Annotated in this window: 13 protein-coding genes and 1 pseudogene; 7 read left to right on the forward strand and 7 right to left on the reverse strand. The window is 66.9% G+C overall.

The window, feature by feature from the left end; translation table 11 throughout:
- Positions 1–211 precede the first annotated feature (211 nt).
- Both U0042_RS12260 and U0042_RS12265 read left to right on the forward strand, forming a co-directional pair.
- A pseudogene (locus U0042_RS12260) lies at positions 212–607 on the forward strand (transposase); the annotation flags it as partial.
- Between the two features lie 346 nt (positions 608–953).
- Positions 954–1,226 (forward strand): hypothetical protein, encoded by a 273-nt coding sequence (locus U0042_RS12265; RefSeq protein WP_114811005.1) that lies wholly within the window; start codon positions 954–956, stop codon positions 1,224–1,226.
- Positions 1,227–1,417: 191 nt separating this feature from the next.
- On the opposite strand, the gene U0042_RS12270 is transcribed toward U0042_RS12265, so the two are convergent.
- A complete protein-coding gene (locus U0042_RS12270; RefSeq protein ID WP_114811006.1) occupies positions 1,418–1,732 on the reverse strand; it encodes a hypothetical protein in 315 nt (104 codons plus the stop codon).
- A gap of 315 nt (positions 1,733–2,047) precedes the next feature.
- On the opposite strand from U0042_RS12270, the gene U0042_RS12275 reads away from it, so the two are divergent.
- The 4 genes from U0042_RS12275 (at position 2,048) to U0042_RS12290 (ending at position 5,695) form a co-directional block, all read left to right on the forward strand.
- A complete protein-coding gene (locus U0042_RS12275) occupies positions 2,048–2,791 on the forward strand; it encodes a YdcF family protein (protein ID WP_419150526.1) in 744 nt (247 codons plus the stop codon).
- A gap of 284 nt (positions 2,792–3,075) precedes the next feature.
- A complete protein-coding gene (locus tag U0042_RS12280; protein WP_114811007.1) occupies positions 3,076–3,327 on the forward strand; it encodes a hypothetical protein in 252 nt (83 codons plus the stop codon).
- 313 nt (positions 3,328–3,640) lie between these two features.
- On the forward strand, positions 3,641–3,898 hold the full coding sequence (locus U0042_RS12285; protein WP_017776534.1) for a hypothetical protein: 258 nt from the start codon (positions 3,641–3,643) through the stop codon (positions 3,896–3,898).
- Between the two features lie 525 nt (positions 3,899–4,423).
- The gene (locus tag U0042_RS12290) at positions 4,424–5,695 is read left to right on the forward strand and encodes an EAL domain-containing protein (protein ID WP_114811175.1); all 1,272 of its coding nucleotides are present in this window, start codon (positions 4,424–4,426) and stop codon (positions 5,693–5,695) included.
- 19 nt (positions 5,696–5,714) lie between these two features.
- Here the strand turns inward: U0042_RS12290 and arfB are convergent, their stop codons facing one another.
- From arfB to recC, 4 genes are read right to left on the reverse strand one after another with little or no spacing between them, the layout of a single operon-like run.
- Complete coding sequence (arfB, locus tag U0042_RS12295) at positions 5,715–6,122, reverse strand: alternative ribosome rescue aminoacyl-tRNA hydrolase ArfB (protein WP_114811008.1); 408 nt, start codon at positions 6,120–6,122, stop codon at positions 5,715–5,717.
- On the reverse strand, positions 6,119–8,209 hold the full coding sequence (locus U0042_RS12300; protein WP_198665303.1) for an AAA family ATPase: 2,091 nt from the start codon (positions 8,207–8,209) through the stop codon (positions 6,119–6,121). The genes arfB and U0042_RS12300 overlap by 4 nt, the downstream gene beginning before the upstream one ends.
- Positions 8,206–11,967: an exodeoxyribonuclease V subunit beta gene (gene recB, locus U0042_RS12305; protein WP_114811009.1), complete on the reverse strand. Its 3,762-nt coding sequence runs from the start codon at positions 11,965–11,967 to the stop codon at positions 8,206–8,208. The genes U0042_RS12300 and recB overlap by 4 nt, the downstream gene beginning before the upstream one ends.
- The gene (gene recC, locus U0042_RS12310) at positions 11,964–15,413 is read right to left on the reverse strand and encodes an exodeoxyribonuclease V subunit gamma (protein ID WP_114811010.1); all 3,450 of its coding nucleotides are present in this window, start codon (positions 15,411–15,413) and stop codon (positions 11,964–11,966) included. The genes recB and recC overlap by 4 nt, the downstream gene beginning before the upstream one ends.
- A gap of 274 nt (positions 15,414–15,687) precedes the next feature.
- Between recC and U0042_RS12315 the strand changes: the two genes are divergently transcribed.
- Positions 15,688–18,105, forward strand: coding sequence for an FUSC family membrane protein (locus tag U0042_RS12315; RefSeq protein WP_114811011.1), 2,418 nt, complete (start codon positions 15,688–15,690; stop codon positions 18,103–18,105).
- Positions 18,106–18,262: 157 nt separating this feature from the next.
- Here U0042_RS12315 and U0042_RS12320 read toward each other — a convergent pair whose 3' ends face one another.
- Positions 18,263–18,493 carry a hypothetical protein gene (locus U0042_RS12320; RefSeq protein ID WP_114811012.1) on the reverse strand — a complete coding sequence of 77 codons (231 nt, stop codon included), beginning with the start codon at positions 18,491–18,493 and terminating at the stop codon, positions 18,263–18,265.
- 152 nt (positions 18,494–18,645) lie between these two features.
- The gene (locus U0042_RS12325) at positions 18,646–19,122 is read right to left on the reverse strand and encodes an Lrp/AsnC family transcriptional regulator (RefSeq protein ID WP_198665304.1); all 477 of its coding nucleotides are present in this window, start codon (positions 19,120–19,122) and stop codon (positions 18,646–18,648) included.
- Positions 19,123–19,194: the final 72 nt, after the last annotated feature.

Below are 19,194 nucleotides of genomic sequence, written 5' to 3' on the forward strand. Positions count from 1 at the left end.
CCCGCGTGAGCTTGATGCCGCGCGGCTTACAGGTGAATGCTGCGTACATGGCACGCTTCATGCAAAGGAATGCGCACAGGGCCGGCAACGCCCGCGACGATGCACCTTTCCGTCGCGGCAAGCCCGGTCCCTCCTGGCACTCCACGGGGTGCGTGAAGAGTGCGCGGCGCGGGGCAGCGCACCGGAGTTAGCTTCGCTGAGGTGAAACATGATGCTGTTCGACGATTTGAGAGATAACGAGTGGGCGCTGGTCGAGGCGTTGTTCTGTGCGGAGCCCGCACGGAGCGAGCGGCGCGGCAGGCCTCGTGTCGAAGCGCGTGCAGTTGTCAACGCGGTGCTGTGGGTCCTGTCGACGGGCGAAGGCTGGTCGAAGCTGCCGGGCCGCTATCCGTCGCCGCCGACGTGCCGCCGCCGTTTCGATGAGTGGCAGGCCGACGGTACGCTCGCCGAAATTGTGAAGCGCCTCAGTTCGAGCGGCCGGCAGATTTCGCTGCGCGGACGCATCGGCGCGACGGCCGCCAAGCCGCCGGCACCGCCGAGCCGCGACCGGCTGCGCGGCGCCTTCTGGACCAATCCCGAGTCCTGGCGCGCGCCGGTCAAGATGGCCTGAGCACAAAGCCCTTTTCTTCGACACCGGGCGCTTTCGTGCGCCCGGTGTGCTTTCGATCCTCCTCCCCCCTTCCTTTATCGCCCCCTGCTTGCCGCAGCCGTGCCTCACGCGTTAGCCGTAGCGCACGGTAGAGTCGGTTCCGAAGCGGCCTCCCCGCCTCTGCGGTTGCCGTCCTCAAGCATCCGCATCAGCCCGGCCTGGCTGCAACGCCCCTGCGTCCGCATCGTTCTTCAGCGTTCAGCGAAACATCTCTTTACTATTATTTACAGCCTGCTTTCGCCTACCAGCATACGGTAGGAACATGCAAACAGGTCCAGCACGACTGGCTTGACAGGAAAGCGCCATGAAATTGGCACCACGGCTTGCGCGCGGCCTGCTGGTCGCGCTGGTTTCGTGGCTGGCGGTCGCAGTTCATGCGCAACAGCGGCCGCAGGGCTGGAACTGGCGTCCCGAGCGGCCCGCAACGATTCAGACCTGGCGGGAAGATGGCATGCGCGGCCGCGGCTTCACGCCGCCTGCGCCGCGCGGCGATCTGCGCGGCGACATCGCGAGCAATGTTCGCGAACGGCCGGAGCCGCCGATGCCGAATACCCGCCGGGCGTCGCCACGCAAATGAGGCTGTGGGCAAATGCTGCGGGAACCCCGTGCCGACCACGCGGTCTACCGAATGCCATCAAGCACAGCGTGGCAGCAGTAATCCGGTAAGCCCGTATCTCGCGATACGGGTTTTTTTTGTGCCTTGCAGCCAGTGAAGATGACGGCGCCGTCGGGAGGGGCGGGCTCGACGGCCTATGTCATCGGCACCCGTTAATGACGTGCCTCGAGGTCGGCTTCGTGCCACTGGCGCGCCACGTAGTCGCTCATGCGGCAGGATTCCCATTGCAGGGACCGTTCGTCGCGGGCCAGTCTGGCGAACTCCGCGCGGCCACGATCGGTGAGCACTGCAATGTCGACCGGCGCATGAAAACCGGGCGCCGGTGCCACCGTACGCTGCCGCACCGTCTCCATCAACCCCAGGGCGCGAAGATATTCGAACACCTCGGGACGCCGGGCCCAGGGGACCTGACGATACTGCGCGCGCCGCAATGCTTCGAGTACCGCTTCGTTGGAATACGTCGTCATCTCGCTTCTTTCTCAAAGTGCAGCTATGACACAACCCGATCCGACGTCGCCGTGCCGGCCCGCAGGCGCAACAGACCGCGGCATGGCCGGCGGCACTGGCGCCTGTGCGCGCTTACACGCGCGGCGGACATTGCGGCCGCTCCGGCATGGTCATCCTGCAGCGAGGCATGGCTGACCTTGCGCGGCGGCCGCGTTTATTCCGGTCCCCGTACGAACGTCGTGCTACCGTTCCTTGCGCGCGCGGACGATGCAACCTTGAAGGCGCGATGGCTACACGCACGTTCACCGGAAAATCCATACATTACCGCAAATAAATTGCTTTTATCGACTTTATTCGCGCTGTTCGTGATCGCTTTCATGCTGTGGCGCAGCGCGCGCAGAGCTATCGCCGTTGCCGCGGCAGCGCTCTTCTGGTTGTTCGCCGCCGGGTGGCTCGCCCAGCCGCTACTCGACTGGGCACAACCCGCGATCTATCGCACTCCTTACGACCTGGCGACAACCGCTGTGACGTTCACTGGCACGGGAGCTACGGTCATCGTCATGCTCGGCAGCGGCACAGAATTTAGCGACGACAACGTGCTCGTCCCCAAGCATGACGCCATGGCGCGCATCGTGACCGTATCGAAGCTCTACCGCAGGTGTCACAGCGATGGGGCGAGCTGCCGTGTAATCGTGAGCGGCGGCAATCCGCAACGGCACCCGGCGTCGGAGGCCGATACTTACCTGCCCTACCTGCTCGCGCTCGGCGTGGCGCGCAACGACATCGCTCTCGACAATACGAGCCTCAACACCTATCAGAATGCCCGGAACGTCGGGGCGATTCTGCAGCATCAACGTTACGATTCGTTGATGCTCGTGACATCGGCGTACCAGATGCCGCGGGCCATGCTCGACTTTCACCGCTTCGGGTACGCCCCACAGCCGGTCGTGTCCAACGTGCGGCACGCGAAATGCGGTTGGCTGCCGAGACTGTCGAATCTCGCGGCAGCCGAGACGGCATTGCACGAGCTTGTCGGCATCGCGCAATTCCATGTTTACCGGCGCATCGGGTGGTTCTGAGCAGAAGGGCCGGCTGTCCAATCGCGCGGCTGACCCATCATGCATAGCCCGTACCGGATCGCCATCAATGGGTCGCCGCGCAGTCGACATGCGACGACAAGCCGCGTGCACTGGGGCCGTCACAGTCGGCACGAAGATGTAACGACATGTAACTATGCGTCAGTTGTGTAACTCGCCGTCATCTGGATCCCATATTGCTCGTTAGAATGAATTGTCTCTCCAAACGTCTTCTTGGACTGGACAGGCACCAGCTGGGTCCATAAACCGCTCCTACGGAGGTAACGATGAAGAAAGTGTCCCTCGCCATTCTGGTTTCCCTTTCCGCACTGACCGGCGCCGCTTACGCGCAGTCCGACACCGGCATTACGATGAGCACCGATCCGGCCAAGGCCGCCGACATCGAGCAACGTGCCCAGGCGCTGCAGTCGCAGCAGCCGGCCGAAGCCGCACCGGCCAAGCCCATGCGCCATCATGGCCCGGCGCGCCATCACAAGAAGGCGGGCAAGGCTGCCGCCGCTTCGGGCGCAAGCATGTAAGGCAGGGCGCGGCCGCACAGGGCAGCGCCCGCCATCCCACAAGACAGGTCGATGCCGGATTACCGGCACCGGCCTGTTTTGCTTTTCGGCGACACATTTGCTGCAATGGCGCCGTGCGACTTTAGTCAGATTGGGCGGCCGCAGATGGCGGTCTTCTGGGGTGCGCGGGGTCACGTGGCCTAACGGTCTACTGTCGGTCGATGGCCCGGTGTCGGTATGCTAAAGTCGCGCACTTTTCCTTTATCCCCTGTCGGGCCTGCAGTCACGGCCCGGCACGCGAGCAAGCATGCGCCCACCCGGTGCGGAGGACTCAATGAGCAATATCCAGCTGGACATCGAATGGACCGAAGCGGCATCCCGCAAGATCGAGAAGCTGATGCCGCGCGGCGACAAGGAAGCCTTCCTTGCGCTGCCGCCGGTCGAATGCCTGCCTATGGAGGGCGACGTGCTGTTCCTCGGGCCTCAAGGCAAGCAGCAACCGTTCATCGTTGCAGAACGTCAATATCACCACGACGGCGATGCCGACTGGACGATCATCCTGATTCTCGACGTCCCGCAAGCGGCGCATTGAGGTCGCGGAGGGCGCACACGTCGGCGCGGCGGCGATGCGGTCAGTCGGGCCTGCGATGAGCAGTCGTGCGGTGCCGTCCCGTATGAAAAGAGTCCTCTGCGGACTTTCGGTACGGCGCCGTCGAAACCGGCGTGGAATGGCCGTCGATGTCATGCCCGACAGCCAGCACGACAACTCGCCATTTGTCGGCATCCCATCGCCGCGCTTCGCGGTGAAATCCCACGATGCGCACCACGTTGCAGCACCACGACAATCGTTGCCCTGCAACGTCATGCCTGATGGCGAGCAACGTGATTACCCGAACATTCGCCGAACGCCCAAACTGTTAGACTCGCCTCGACTTGCGCCATTGAGTCGAATCACGGCAGCAGACGGGGCATTGCAATGCCGGCGCTGCAATCGCGCATTGCGTTTCACACGGGCTACACCGGCGGCCACGATCCGCGCTCCCCGCTCGCCGCGACTTGGCGAGCGTGGAACGCGATTGCCATCGCCCTTCCAGACATCACACTTCGGCGTTTTGCCATGTCCATAGTCGAAGACCGGACGATTACCGCCCTGCTGCCGCATCTCGCGCGCAACGAGTCCGGCTGGACAGCGACATGGCGAGACTATGCGCTGTCGAGCGTGTTTCAGCCGGTGCTGTCGATCACCCATCAGCGGGTGGTGGGCTATGAAGCGCTGACACGCGCAACCGACTCCGCCGGCCAGCCCGTGGCGCCCGAAACGCTTTTCGCGCAGCCCAAATCCGCCAGCGATCCGGTGCAGCTCGACCCGCTCACGCGCTGCCTCCACGTCGCGAATTTCGTCGAGCAGCGCATCGAAACGGGTTGGCTCTTTCTCAACGCCCTGCCGCAGGCATTCGAAACGGGCTGGCCGCATCGCGCGTTCATCGAGCAATTGTGCGAGTACTTCGGTCTGCCTTACGAGCGCGTGGTGATCGAAGTGCTGGAACACCGTGCCGACGACGAAGCCGCCGTCGCGGCGATGGCCGCTTCCCAGCCGCGCGACTTCCTCATCGCCATCGACGACTTCGGCACCGGCTTCTCGAATTTCGATCGCGTCTGGCGCTACCGGCCCAACATCGTGAAGCTGGACCGCTCGCTCGTCACGCGCGCGGCGCTGCACGGCGGCGACGCATCGTTCATCGGCCACCTTGTCACCATGCTTCATCAGGCGGGCACGCTGGTGCTCGCCGAGGGCGTGGAAACCGAGGAAGAGCTGATGGTGTTGATGCGCGCCGACATCGATTTCGTGCAGGGCTTCTGGTTCGGCCAGCCGAATGCGTCGATTCGCGCGGCCGGCGCCGCCGCGCCCGCGCAGTTGCGTTCGATGTGGAAACGCTACGCGTCCTACGAACGCCGGCACGCGCGTCGCCAGCGCCCTTCTTTCGACGACTTCACACGCGCTGCCGCCGACGCCGGCAGCGCGTTCGCGAAGACGGGCGATCTCGAGCAAGCCGCTCAGGTGGCGTTTCACGTGGCCGAAGCCTGTCGCGTCTTCGTCACGAACGAGTCAGGCGAGCAGGAGCAGCCCTCGATTGCGGCAGCGCATCTGCCGCCCCCTCCCGCGCGTCTCGCGCCGCTTTTTCCCGATACCCATTCGAACTGGTCGCGGCGCGACTATTTCCGTCGTGCCATCGCGGCGCCAGGGCGGGTGGCCATCATGGGACCGCACTGCTCGCTCACCGAGGGCGCGGATTGCTACACGGCGGCCGTCGCGGTCACGCACGCAGGCAAGCTTCACGTGCTGTGTGTCGACTTTCTCGGCGAACGGCCGCACGCGTCGTCGCAATAGCAGGCCTGCCCCGCTTTCGTCAGTCGAAGGCGATGCGGCCTCGCCCCGCCTTGAGCGCACTGTGTTTCGTCTTGCTGTCGAGGCGACGCGTCTGCGACGCGCGCGTAGGTCGCGTCGCCACCCTGGCTTTGCGCGTCACACTCACGCTTTCGATCAGCTCGTCGAGCCGCGCAAGCGCCGCCGCGCGGTTCATTTCCTGAGTCCGATACTCCTGCGCCTTGATGATGACGACGCCTTCGCGCGTCACGCGACGATCATGCAACGCCAGCAGGCGCATCTTGATGACCTCGGGCAGCGACGACGCCCGCACGTCGAAGCGCAGGTGAATCGCACTCGATACCTTGTTGACGTTCTGCCCGCCCGCGCCCTGCGCGCGGACCGCGGTCAACTCGATTTCGTTGGGCGGTATCGCGTATCGCGCATTCATGCTTTGTCCTCCTGGTTTGCTTCGCGCAACGCTTCGGCGATTCGCGCCGAAAGCCCGGAGTCCCGCTGGGTCGGCGTCGCGACGGCTTCGGCGAAGACCGCGCGTGACCCCACCACCTCGACGCGCTCGCGGGCCCGCGTGATGGCCGTGTACACGAGTTCACGCGACAGCACGCGGCTCGCGCCGGCCGGCAGCACCAGCGCCGCATGGTCGAACTCCGAGCCCTGCGATTTGTGGACGGTCAGCGCAAACGCCGTGTCGTGAGGCGGCAAGGCGGCAGGCGACACGGTTCGCACGCCGCCATCGCTGGTACGGAAGTACACGCGCAGCACGCCGTCCGCGCCCGGCAGCGCGATACCGATGTCGCCGTTGAAGAGACCGAGCGCGTAGTCGTTGCGGGTCACCATGACCGGGCGGCCCGCGTACCAGTTCGCCCCTATCCCGACCAGCACGTTGGCCGCGCGACGCACGCGGGCGGCGATCAGTGCGTTGAGGGCATCGACGCCGCGTGCGCCGAGGCGCGTCGCGCACAGTACGCGAAACCGGTTGAGCGTATCGAACAGCGGTACGGGATCGGGCACGGGCGCCGCGAGCGCACGACGAAGCGCCTGCGCATACGGAGCGAACGCACCGGCCAGTCGGGTAGCGGTTCGCTCCGAAAGTGGCGCACTGTCGTCTTCATAAAAGACAGCCGGATTGGCGGGCACCGCGTCACTTCCGGCTGCGCCACCGGACGCCAGCGCCTCTAGCGCCGCCTGCGCGTCGCCGCGGCGAATAGCAAGCGAGAGCCGGCCAATCGGTGAGTCGAGCCCGAAGCGGTAATTGCGTTCCAGCCAGACGACGCAATCCGTGAGCACCGCAGTCGCCGCGACAGCCGGGCCGGGTATCGTTGCGGACTTCGCTTCCTCTTCGGGCGGCCGCGGGTCGAACAGGTCGCCATGTGCAGCATTGTTTGCCTGTCCAACGTGACGACTGCCATGTGGCGAATTCCCTGCGCCCATTGCGCCCAACGGCCTCCCGCCCGTATCGGGCAAGGCCGCCTCGAATTGATCCGCACCGATTCCCAACGCCGTCGCGATGCGCTCGACGCCCTGCCGGCTGAACGCCGGACGCGCGCTCAATTCCGCGAACACGGCGCCTGCCTCGACGGCCGCCAGCTGGTCCTTGTCGCCGAGCATGACGAGCCGCGTACGCGGTGCGAGCGCGTCGAGTAGATGCGTCGCCATCGCCACGTCGATCATCGAGGCCTCGTCCACCACCACGACGTCGTACGGCAACGGGTTGTCGCGGTGATGGCGAAATCCGCCGCCCGGCGACTGACCGAGCAGCCGATGAAGCGTGTAGGAGGTCGTGGGCAATCGCGCGGCCAGCTCCGCGGGAAGCGTGGCCGCACGCGCAAGCAGCGCTTCCTGCATGCGCTGCGCGGCCTTGCCCGTGGGCGCGGCCAGCGCGATGCGCAAATCCGGTTGAGTGTCGAGCAGACACGCCAAGAGCCCCGCCACCGTCGTCGTCTTGCCCGTGCCAGGTCCGCCGCTCACGATGGTGAGCCGGCCCGACAAGGCCGTCACCGCCGCCACGCGCTGCCAGTCCACCTCGCCGTGCGGCGCCGGTCCGAAGAAGCGCTCGAGCTTATCCTGCAGCCCTTTCACGTATGCATCGGAGACCGCAGGCGAGCCCTGCGCGTGGGCCACCAGCAATCGCGCGAGGCGCCGCTCGTAATCGTAATAGCGCGCGAGATAGAGCCGGTCCGCCGCGTCGATCACGAGCGGCCGCAAGGCCTCGGCCTTCTGCGTTCCGTCGCAGGCCACACCGCTTGCAAGAAGCGCCGCGCGGATCTCGGCGATGTCGTCGCCGTCACGGCTCGCGAGCGCCGACAGGGGTACGCACACGTGCCCTTCCGACGTTGCGCGGCTCGCAGCAAACGCGGCCCGTTGCGCCCAGCGCACGCTGCTCGTGTGGGCACCGAGCCGCCTCGCCAGCATGCCGACCCTCGCCGCGAAGCCTTCTGCCAGCGCGAGGCTGAAGTCCGCCGGAGCCGGCATGACGGTGCCGGCGGGTGCGCCCGATAGTCGTTCCGTCGTGCTCATGCCTCGCCTCCGCCCATCAGCGCATCGAGCGCCTCGACGAGCGCCGCCGAAGATCTGCCCACGTGCACCCCGCCCGCCTTGCCGCTCGCGCGCCAGGCCACCCGTACGCCGCGCACGAACAGGTACAGGTAGCCCCCGATATACGTGTCGTACGTGTAATCGCGCAACCGCGTACGCAAATAGCGGTGCAACGCGACCGTGTAAAGCAGCGCCTGCAGATGATATGCGTGAGCCGACATGGCCTCGCCGAGCGAGGGCGCATCGTAATCTTCGGGCGCGTCGCCGAGGTGGTTCGATTTCCAGTCGACGATCCAGTAGCGTCCGTCGTGTTCCACGATCATGTCGATGAAACCCTTCACGAAGCCGCGCAACGTGCCGGGCTCGAGTGCGACGTCGGGATAGCCGTGCGCAAGAAGCAGCGCGCGCAACGCGGCGAGATCCAGCGCGTCGGCGGGAAACACGAACTCGAACTCGTTGAGACGGCGTGCAGGATCGAGCGACGCGAGCGTCATGCCCGGCACGAGGTCGACGGCCACCACGTCCGCGAGCAGCTTCTCCATCATCGCCGGCAAACGCGGGACGAGTTCGGGCGCGGCGGGCGCGGGACGCTCCACGAGCGCGCGCCGGGCGGCCTCGGGCCACGTGCCTGGGTCGGAGAAGTCGGCCAGTTCGAACATGCGGTGCAGGCATTCGCCTGCCGCGGCGCCGCGCGGAAACGCGAGAATGTCGTCCGCTGGCAGAGCCGCCGGGCGAGCCGCGATCCAGGGCGTCGCGTCAGGTGTGACGTCGGCCAGTTCGTCGTGATCGGGCCGCGCATCTTCGTTTGCGGACGACGCTTCGCCGCGGCTCGCGCCGTCGGCCACAAGCGAGCTGAAGCTCGCAAGGCGCCACGGGTCGCGCAAGACGCGCCGGCTCGCGCGCGCCTGCATGCGTGCCCCGGCCGCGATATCGGCCTGGAGCGGCACACGTCCCGCCACCTTCGGCAACGATTCGACCGATATGGGCCCGCCTGCGAGCGCGCGCCACTGCTCGCCGAGCACGGGCACATCGGGCGGATCGGCAAGCCACGTTTCGAAGTCGCGGCCGGCGCCGGCCACGAGCCAGTTCAGCACGCTGCGCTGCGATTCCCTGGTAGACCGCGAGGCGAGATAAGGACCGGCGACCAGATAACATCGATAAACCGCGCGCGTCAGCGCCACATAGACGAGCCGCGCGCGCTCCGCCGCCTGTTCGCGCTGGGCGTAGCGGTCCGCCTCGCGCGCTTCGTCTTCGCCGCAACCGTAATGCAGCACGGCATGGCCGGCTTCGTCGTGGTACTCGCGCGCGTCGGGCAGGCCCGACGAAGGCGCATCGCGCAATCCGCCGTCGTTAAGAAACGGACAGAACACCACCGCGTATTCGAGCCCCTTGGACTTGTGCACGGTCACGATCTGCACGAGATTGCGGTCGGATTCGAGACGCAACTGCGCCTCTTCGCCGCCGCCTTGGGCGCGTTGCGCGGCAAGCCAGCGCAGCGTGGGCGCAATGCCCGGTGTGACCGACGCGCGTGCCTGCACGAGTTCGGCGAGATGGTTCACGTCCGTGAGCCGGCGCTCGCCCTCGGGTCCACTGACGATGCGCTGCGCGACGCGCAGCTCACGCATCAGCGTGCGCCACATCATGGCGAAGCCCCGTTCGTGCCATAGCGCCCGATAACGCGAGAAGCGTTCGACCCAGCTCATGGCATCGGCCGCGTGCGCGGGGTCGTCCTCTCCCGACGGAGCGTCAGCCAGCTGTTCGAGGCGCCAGAGCGCGGCCGCGTCGAGACCGAGCCAGTCTGTTGCAAGTGCTGCACGCAGGCGACGCAGGTCGCCCGGCGTATCGATGGCGGCCAGCACGCGTTCGATCTGCTCGGCGTCGAGCGTCTCGAACACCGATGCCTGGGCCAGCTCCACGCTGCCTACGCCCCATGCCGCGAGCATCCGTTTGACGAGACTGCCCTGCCGATGCGTCTGCACGAGCACCGCGATGTTGCCGGGCGTAAGCGGCGCCGAGCCGATCGTGACGCGCCCCTCGCGCGCACCGCGCAGCAGCCGCACGATTTCCTGCGCGCACGCCTCGCTGGCTGCGCGCTGCGCGGCGCTCTTGCTGAGCATCGCGTCTTCGTCCCGCGCAGCTGCCTCGGTCTTCGCGCCTTCCGGCAGCATCCACACGCGGAAATCCGCGCCCGTCGCCGCATCGTCATGCAACGGCGGGCGCTCGCGCGAGCCGGCCCGCACCGGCTGATAGTCGAGGCGATCGAGCACGAACGCCCGCGGATTGGTCTCGAAGAGGCGATTGCACGCATCGACGATAGTCCGCGTGGAGCGCTGATTGACCGCCAGCGTGTAGCAATGCGATGCGGCATCGCGCGCGGCCAGATACGTGTGCAGGTCCGCGGCCCGGAAACTGTAGATGGCCTGCTTCGGATCGCCGACCAGAAACAGCGGACCGCGCGGCGCGAAGATGCGGCTGAAAATCGAGAACTGCAGCGGGTCGGTGTCCTGGAATTCGTCGATGAGCGCGGCCGGATAGCGGGCCCGCAGTGTCTGGGCAAGCCAGGGATGCGCGCCAAGCGCGCGATACAGGTTCGAGAGCAGATCGTCGAACGATACGACGCGACGCGTGCGCTTGCGCGCGCTCAGTTCGGTGGGCGCGAAATCGAGCCACGCCTCGACAAGCCCGAGCCAGCGCGCGCGCTGCGCCGCCTCGGCAGCCTCGGCGGCGGCGGCCAGCGTGTCGGCCATTGCGAAGAACGCGTGCTCGGGTGGCGTGAACTTGATCTTCGTCGCTTTCTTGAGCGCGGACGCCGTGAGCTTCAGCGCCGCGCGCGGCGGCGGCGCGTGGCAATCGCCTTCGGCAAACCAGTCGCTCCAGGCGGCGATGGCCGCGCTCACGGCCTCGGGCTTGTGCGAGGTTTTGCTGAGCCGCTCGCTCGCTTCGGCGAGCAGGCTCACGATGGTGTCGCGCTCCGCGCACCAGAGTTCGCGTGCGGCATCGAAGCGCGCCTGCGCGTCTTCGCCGGTTGCGGCTGCATCGGCCCGGCCATCCCAGCGCAGCACGGCGAGCGGTTTCTTGAGCCGGCGCGCCAGTTGCGCGTCGAGCGATGCCGGACCCGCACGGTTCGCCACGAGCCAGGCGGCAAACGCGGGATGCGCGGCCGCGACCGGTTCGACCTGTTCACGCCAGAAGTCCGCGGCCAGCTCGAAGCGTAGCGACGCGTCGTCGGCCTCCATTTCGAACGCGAACGGCATCGCCGCCGCGAACGGCGCTTCCTGCAGCGCGCGCTGGCAGAACGCGTGGATGGTGTGAATGGCCGCCTGGTCGAACATCCGCAACGCGCGACGCACGCGTTTCGCGGCGGTATCGAGGTCGATGCCGCGCTCCGGTGCGAGCGTGGTTTCGAAGAGACGCACGACGAACGGATCGAGGTCGTCCGGCTCCGCCTCGCCCTCTCCGTCTCGCTCCGCGATGGCCCGTTCGATCTCGCGATGAAGCTGCGCAAGACGGCCGCGAATGCGCTCGTGCAGTTCCGCCGTGGCCGCTTTCGTGAAGGTGACGACGAGTATCTCGTCGGCCTTGCAGTCCTTCTCCAGCAACAGGCGCACGTAGAGCGCGCAGATGTTCCAGGTCTTGCCGGTTCCCGCCGACGCTTCGATCTGGTTGACGCCGTCGAGCGGGCACGCGAACACGTCGAGTTCGGCGGGCGCGTCGTGGCGCTGCGTGGTGGCGGCGGTCATGACGCGCTCCGCAGATGGGCGACGAGCGGCTCGAACACGAGCGAGGTCAACGTGCCGAACGGCTCGTCCAGCGTAAGCGGCGTGCCGCGCAGCGCGATGCGCCAGGCGGGGTCGTCGGACTCGCCGCCTGTGCGGTCGTTGATCCAGGCGCCCTGCGCAGCGGATTCGCTCTCGGTGAACTTCTTCCATGCGCTCCTCGGAAAGAAGCGCAGCGGCAACATCTGCCCCGCCCGATAGAGCGCGGCGAGCGGCGCGAGGCTATCGAGCGGCGCATCCACGGGAGCGAATTCAAACGTTTCGCCGTTGCCGTGCCACACCGTGCGGCGAGGGCCGGTGGGCTGCGCCGCGCAATAGACGAGGTGCGCAAGCCACGCGGCCAGGTAGTCGCGCGCGCCGGGACGGGCATAACGGAAAATCACCTGGCCGTTTTCCGTGAGCAGATTCAGCGAACCGTGCAATTCGAGCGGCGCCGCCTCGGCGGCTTCGCGTAAGGTCTGCTCGTGCGCACCGAAGAGCGCAACGTCGTCTGTGTGCGGCCAGCGCGGATCGATGGTGAGCGCGAACGGCAACCGTTCGACGCCACCGGCAATCTCGCTCTGCACCCGGTCCGCGAGTAGCCGCAACGCGTTGAGTTCGCGCTCTCGCCACACGGCGCCCGTCGCACCGCCGGGCAATTCGGGACTCGCCACGGCCACGCGCCGCGCGCGCTCCAGCGCATCGGTGCGCTCCTGCGTGTCGAGCAGCATGGGCATGAGGCGCGCCGCAAGTGCGTCGCTGCCGGCGTAGTCGAGCTCGAACGGCTCGGTGTCGAGCAGTTCCGCCTGAGCGTCTGCGAGCACGATGCCGAGCCGGTCTCTCAGCAGCGCGCGCGCGGGATGACGCCAGAAGCGCTGGAAGTCGTCGAACGCGACGAGCGACGCGGTGCTGGCCGGCAACGGCCGCGAGAAGAACGGCGGGCGTGCTTCGACGTGCCGCGATGCGAGCAGTTCGGCCAGTTCGGCGCGGTCGGCGTCGTAGGTGAACAGGGCGCGTGCGGCCTCGCCTGTCGCGGCCCGGCCTGACGCGGCGCGATCGGACCACGCCGCGAAGTAGTCGGCGGAGAACGGCTGAAGCGGATGGTCCACGATAAAGGCGCGTCGCGCGGCCTCGACCTCGTCGGGACCGGCGCCTTGCCCCGCCGATACCGTGGCGAGATGGTCGAGCAGTTCGTCCACGAGCGCGGCCGGCGGCAGCGGCGCGTTGTCGCGAATGCTGCGGCCCGTGTAGGCGATCAGCAGCCGGTCGCGCGCGGCGAGCAGCAGATCGAGGAACAGATTGCGCTCGTCGTCGCGCCGCTGACGGTCGCCCGGCTTGCTGAACGACGCCATGAGGTCGAACTCGTCGGCACGCGCGAGGCTCGGCAACACGCCGTCGTCCATGCCCAGCAGGCACACCACGCGGTATGGCAGGCCGCGCAGGCTCGTTAGCGACGAGAATGTGACGCTGCCCCACGGCACGCCACCGCGCGCGGGATCGTCGAGCGCCTCGGCGAATGCCGTGCGCACGACTGCCGCGGGAATCACGGCGGCATCGGCACCGACGCCCATGCCGTCGGTCATGGCACGCACCATCGCGTCGATTGCGTCGCGTGCGCCCGCCAGCATCGGCGCGAAGGCCACACCGGAATCGAAGCATTGCGCGAGCGTGTCGAGCAGCAGCGCGCTCCACCCGGCAGGCGTGTTGCCTTCGGCACAGCGGCGCGCGAACGCGTCGATGTCGTCGACGAAACGGGCGAGCCGGCCGAGCAGTTCCGCCTCGGAACCGTCCGCACCTTCCACGGGTAGCCACGCGTCGACAGGTTCGCCGCCCTCAGGCAGCGCGTAGCCGAGAAAGAGCCGCGTGAGCGCGTCCGAGAACGTATGACGCGCGACGGGCACGTCCTCGCCCGTGGGCTCGGCAGGCACGAGTCCACGCCGTGCGCCCGCCGCCGCGAGCCATGTCTGGGCCGCTTCGAGCGCGGCGGCGTCGATGCCGTAACGCGCGGCGATCGCGTCGACGCGCAGCCACTCGATCAACTCCGGCGCACCGACGCTGCGCTCCGGCAACGCGAGCCAGTCGAGCAGCACGCGCGCCACGGGGTTGGCCTGCGACGGCGGCAAACCGGTGATGCGATAAGGGATGCGGCGCGTCTCGCCGGGCGACGCGATGCCGAATACCGCGTCGACCAGCGGACCGGCCGCGCCGAGGTCGGGCACGGCGACGAGCACGTCGGACGGCTGCAAGTCCTCGATCTCGTCGAACCAGCCGAGCAGCCGGTCGTGCAGCACTTCGAGCTGACGCGAGAGACTGTGGCACACATGCACTTCGATGCCATGCTCCGCGGGCACGGTATGCGTTTGCGTTTCGGGCTCGAGATCGAGCATCGCGTTCTGAATGCGCGCCAGCCACGTGGGCCGCGGGTTTCGCTCGTAAGCCGATGCCTCGCCCGATGCCGCGCTCTCGGTCAACTCATGAATCATGTGCAGTTGCGCCTGCGTCTGCCGGCCCCATTCGGCCAGCAGCGGGTGCCCCACTTCGTGATAGTCGCGCTCGCCTGCTGCATCCAGCGCTTCGAGCCGCGCTTCGGTCACGATGTCGAACCAGAATTCGCGACACGGGTTGAGCATGTAGAGGCGCACGTCCATCCAGCGCGACAGTTCGCGCAACAGCGCCACGTGCAGCGGCGGCATGGTGGGCAACGCGAACACGCTCACAGCTTCCGGCCAGCGTGCCCGTGCCACGGCATCGAGGTCGAGTGTGCGCACGACGTCGAGAAAGCGGTAGGCAGGCGGCGTTGCATCGGCAAGCGGCCGGCCCTCGCCCGCCACTTCCTGCAACAGCGCGCGCCACAACGCCGCCTGCCAGCGCTCGTCTTCATGCTGGGCTTCGCTCGCACCGGGCAATTGCAGACGCGGCCCGGCAGCTGGCGCGGCCGCTTCGCCGGCGGCGGCCGCCAGGATCGAGTGGCCGGCCTGCCATTGCAGCAGCCACTCGGGCCGATAGGTCAGGTAGTGATCGAAGACCATGGCGATGCGCCGGGCCAGTTCATAGCGCATCGTGTCGTCGGCGGCACGCAGATAGGTTCCGAGCCGCGGCGAGGCGAGCCACGGCGCGCCTTCGGCGCCGGCCGCGGCATCGAGCAAGCGATAACAGCGCCACACGAGCCGGTCCGGCGCGAACGGCGAATGCTCGGGCACCGGAATCACCCGACCGATCTGCGCCCACAGCCAACTCGCGAGGTAACCGAACGCGATGTTCGCGCACACGCCATACCGCCTCGCGATGTCGAGTTCCAGCTGGCGCCGCACCGCGGCGTTCGGCACGATGACCGGCTGCGCGCTCCACGGGTCTTCCGGCGCGTGCCGCAGGTCTTCGAGCAGCGCATCGGCGAGCGTCTCGTACCGGTTGGAATAGAAAAGCTGCAGCATGGACCTTTGCGAAAGAGACGGCGGCGAACCGCGCCAAAACGGCATGGATCACGGATGAGGCGACAGCATAACAAAGAGGACTTTCGGGCTGAACCCGGCCGAACGGACGAGGTCTGAGCGCAGGCAAAATCAGTTAGACTCACCCGCAGTCTGTCGAGCCCATCGCCATACGGGCTTGCGTGCGGGTCCTGCTATGGCAGACGCTTCGCGGCGTTCCGTTTGACGTTCGGCCTTTCCTTTTTTGCCTCGCCCGTTTTCGAGACACTGGCAGTCGATGCGCTACTCCGTCGAGATCAAGAAATTCCTCTACAGCCAGTATTTCTACGGCGGGTTGCGCATGGCGTTCGGGGTGTCGCTGCCCGCGGTGCTGAGCCTGATCGTATTCCACAACAGCGAGGTGGGTTTCACCATCGCCACGGGCGCGCTCGGCGCCTGCGTCGTCGACATGCCGGGGCCGCTCAAGTACAAGCACAACGAGATGCTTGCGTGCAGCGTGATCGGCTTTCTGTCCGCGCTCGCAACGGGCCTTGCCACCGTGAACTCGGTGGCCCTGTGGTGCACCGTGGTGCCGCTCACGTTCGTGCTCTCGCTGATCGTGGTCTACGGCAACCGCTGGCCGCAGATCAGCTTCGCCACGCTGTTCATGATGATCATGACGCTCGAGGAGCACTTCACGCCGCACGAGGCGCTCGTCAACGCCGCGTGGATTCTGGCGGGCGGCCTCTGGTACACGTACTGGGCCACGCTCGTGAGCCGTCTGCTCATGGACCGCATCGAGCAGCAGGCCATTGCCGAAAGCGTGTTCGCGTGTGCCGATTATCTGCGCGCACGGGGCCAGTTCTACGATCTCGACAACGACCTCGACGAGTGCTATCGCAATCTCGTCGCGAAGCAGATTGCGGCGGTGGAGCGCCAGGACGCGGCGCGCGACATCGTGCTGCGCAATCTGCCGCAACTGCGCAGCGGCAACCTGGACCCGCACCGCGCGATGCACTTCAACCTGTTCATCAATACGGTCGATCTGCACGAGCTTTTCGTGGGCGCGCACACCGACTACGCGCTCGTGCGCACCACGTTCGGCGGCTCCGACCTGCTCGTGTTCTACCGCGACCTGATCGACAAGGCCGCGGCCGACCTCGAAGACATCGGCCTCGCCGTGCTGCAGAACCAGTCGCCGCGCGGCCGCATCAACGTCAAGGCGGAACTGCGCGCCATCGAGTACGAAATCGAACTCATGCGCGAAAACGAGCTGCCCGCGAAGAACCCGGAAGCGTACGCGGCCGTGGCCGCCACGTTCCGGCGCATCTGGAGCGCCACGCGGCTCATCGACCGCATGCGCAAGAGCCTCACGGGCGAGACGCCCACCACGCAAACGGAATTGCGCATCGACGAGGCGCTCTCGCGCTTCGTTTCCAGCCGCCGCGTGCCGTTCCGGCAGATTTTCTCGAACCTCACCATGGCGTCGCCCAGCTTCCGGCATGCGCTGCGCGTGACGATCGCCGTGGCCGTCGGCTTCTGGTTAGGCCGCCTGCTGCCGCTCACGAACGCCTACTGGATCGTGATGACCACGGTCATCATCCTGAAGCCGGGCTATTCGCTCACGAGGCAGCGCAACACGCAGCGGATCATCGGCACGCTCATCGGCTGCGCCGCCAGCATCGCCCTGATCCTCACCGTCAAGGAACCGCACGTGCTGATCGTGGTGATGTTCGCGTCGATGGTGATGAGCTACAGCCTGCTGCTCTTCAATTACGCGGCAAGCGTGGTGTTCACGTCGTCGTATGTGCTGCTGCTCTTTCATCTGCTCGCGCCGGGCAGCATGCGGATCATCGGCGAGCGCGCCATCGACACCATGGTGGGCTGCGCCATCGCGATTGCCGCGAGCCACCTGTTCCCCTACTGGGAATACCGGCTCATGGGCAAGCTCGTGACGGACATGATCGCGGCAATGCGCCAGTATCTGGACGCCACGTGGTCGTGGATCGCACGGCCGGCGGCCGCGATGGCGACCAGCGCGGAGCTCGCCACCGAAACGGCGGCGCGCGTGCCGGCCATCGCAATGGCCACCGCTGCCCAGCCGGTGGCAAGCGGCGTGGCGGCAGTCGGGCCGGGCCAGCCGATGGTGGCAGCCGTGGGCAGCCGCGCCGCGGCTGCTTCGGCGTCGGCCACGGCGGGCGCGTCGGCGGCAGCGAGCGCGCTCGACCGCGACTTCCGCTATCGCCTCGCGCGCAAGAACGTCCACATCGCGTTCGCCAATCTCGGCCAGGCATTCCAGCGCATGATGCTGGAGCCGAAGACCGTGCAAATGTTCGTGGCGGAACTCAACGACCTGCTGATCCGCAGCCATGCGCTCGCGTCGCAGATCACGGCTGCCGCGCCGCTCCTCAAGACCACGGCGCCGCTCCAGGACCATACCTCGCTCCAGCCGTTGCAGCGCGTTCTTCACACAGTGCGCGAAAACCTCTCGGCAGCCGACGAAGGCGTCGCGCCGCCCGCCGATCACACGGAGATCACGAAGCGCATCTCCCGCGAACTCGACGCGATGGTGGTGGAAGCGGAAAAGTCGCCGGACTGCCCGGCCGACGCGGTGCACGAACTCAAGCTGCTCGCGCATCAGTGCAAGCAGATGCTCGCGGCGTCCTGGCTCATCCGCAAGGACGCGAGCGCGATCCGGTTGCCCGAAGAGGGATAGAAAGCGGGGTAGGAAAAAGCGGAGGCGAAACGAAGCGCGTTATCGCGGGTGGCCCGAGCGGCGCGACACACCGCAACGGCGCGCCCCACCGCACGCGCCCCAGCGCGGCCTGCTGCACGGCTTATTGCATGGGCTATTGCAAGGCCTATTGCATGACCTATTGCGAGGCCGCGCTGGCAGCAGCAGCCGGCGCGCTGGCAGGTGCCGCAAGCGCCGTCGCAGCCGACGCAGCAGAGGCCGCCGCGGTAGACGGCGCCTCGTTCGTTTCGTCGTATTCGCGCTTGCCGCGAATCGCGTTGAACAGCAGCGTGCCGATCACGAGCAGCACCGCCACCACGATGAAAATAGCAACGCCAAGGGTGGGGTTCTTCTTTCGCGGATCGTTCATGGGAGAGGCTCGGAATCGGAAGGATGGTGCGGACACGCCTGGCTGAACGGCCTGTCCAGCTTCGGCAGACCCGGCATTCTACGCCGCCGCACCTTGCGTTCGCCTTGCGCCTTGCTCACCGATGCGCCGAGCAGCGCGCGCCTGAGCGTGCATTAACGCCCGTCCACCAACGCCGCCGGTCGCACGGGCAATGCCGTGGAGTATTTGATCTGCTCCATCGCGAAACTGGAGCTCACGTCGAACAACGGCACCGCGCGAATCAGCTGCTTGTAGACGCGGTCGTAGTCCTCGATGTCGGACACCACCACGCGCAGCAGGTAGTCCGTTTCACCGCTCATGCGATAGACCTCGACCACCTCGGGAATGTCCTGCACCGCGCGCGTGAACTGCTGCGCCCACGCTTCGGTGTGCTCGTTCGTGCGCACCGCGACAAACACCGTCGTACCCACGCCCAACTTCTTCGGGTCGCATAGCGCCACCTGAGCGCGTATCACGCCGGTTTCCTTGAGACGCTGCACCCGCTTCCAGCACGGCGTCTGCGACAGGTTCACCCGCTGCGCCAGTTCCGCCACCGGCATCGTGGCGTCCTGCTGGAGCAATTCCAGCAGCTTCCGGTCGATGATGTCCATTCCCACACATCCCTTTGGATAGAAATTTTTTCTACTTTTTTGGCCAGACGGGAAATTATATGGAAACCCTTT

Source organism: Paraburkholderia kururiensis, assembly GCF_034424375.1.
Taxonomy (GTDB): Bacteria; Pseudomonadota; Gammaproteobacteria; order Burkholderiales; family Burkholderiaceae; genus Paraburkholderia; species Paraburkholderia kururiensis_A.

Coding starts and splice junctions, on each gene's coding strand:
- U0042_RS12270 (WP_114811006.1), bottom strand. CDS start 1,732: ATGACGACGTATTCCAACGAAGCGGTACTCGAAGCATTGCGGCGCGCG.
- U0042_RS12320 (WP_114811012.1), bottom strand. CDS start 18,493: ATGAACGATCCGCGAAAGAAGAACCCCACCCTTGGCGTTGCTATTTTC.
- U0042_RS12285 (WP_017776534.1), top strand. CDS start 3,641: ATGAGCAATATCCAGCTGGACATCGAATGGACCGAAGCGGCATCCCGC.
- arfB (WP_114811008.1), bottom strand. CDS start 6,122: ATGAATGCGCGATACGCGATACCGCCCAACGAAATCGAGTTGACCGCG.
- U0042_RS12315 (WP_114811011.1), top strand. CDS start 15,688: ATGCGCTACTCCGTCGAGATCAAGAAATTCCTCTACAGCCAGTATTTC.
- U0042_RS12280 (WP_114811007.1), top strand. CDS start 3,076: ATGAAGAAAGTGTCCCTCGCCATTCTGGTTTCCCTTTCCGCACTGACC.
- U0042_RS12325 (WP_198665304.1), bottom strand. CDS start 19,122: ATGGACATCATCGACCGGAAGCTGCTGGAATTGCTCCAGCAGGACGCC.
- recB (WP_114811009.1), bottom strand. CDS start 11,967: ATGACCGCCGCCACCACGCAGCGCCACGACGCGCCCGCCGAACTCGAC.
- recC (WP_114811010.1), bottom strand. CDS start 15,413: ATGCTGCAGCTTTTCTATTCCAACCGGTACGAGACGCTCGCCGATGCG.
- U0042_RS12300 (WP_198665303.1), bottom strand. CDS start 8,209: ATGAGCACGACGGAACGACTATCGGGCGCACCCGCCGGCACCGTCATG.
- U0042_RS12290 (WP_114811175.1), top strand. CDS start 4,424: ATGTCCATAGTCGAAGACCGGACGATTACCGCCCTGCTGCCGCATCTC.
- U0042_RS12265 (WP_114811005.1), top strand. CDS start 954: ATGAAATTGGCACCACGGCTTGCGCGCGGCCTGCTGGTCGCGCTGGTT.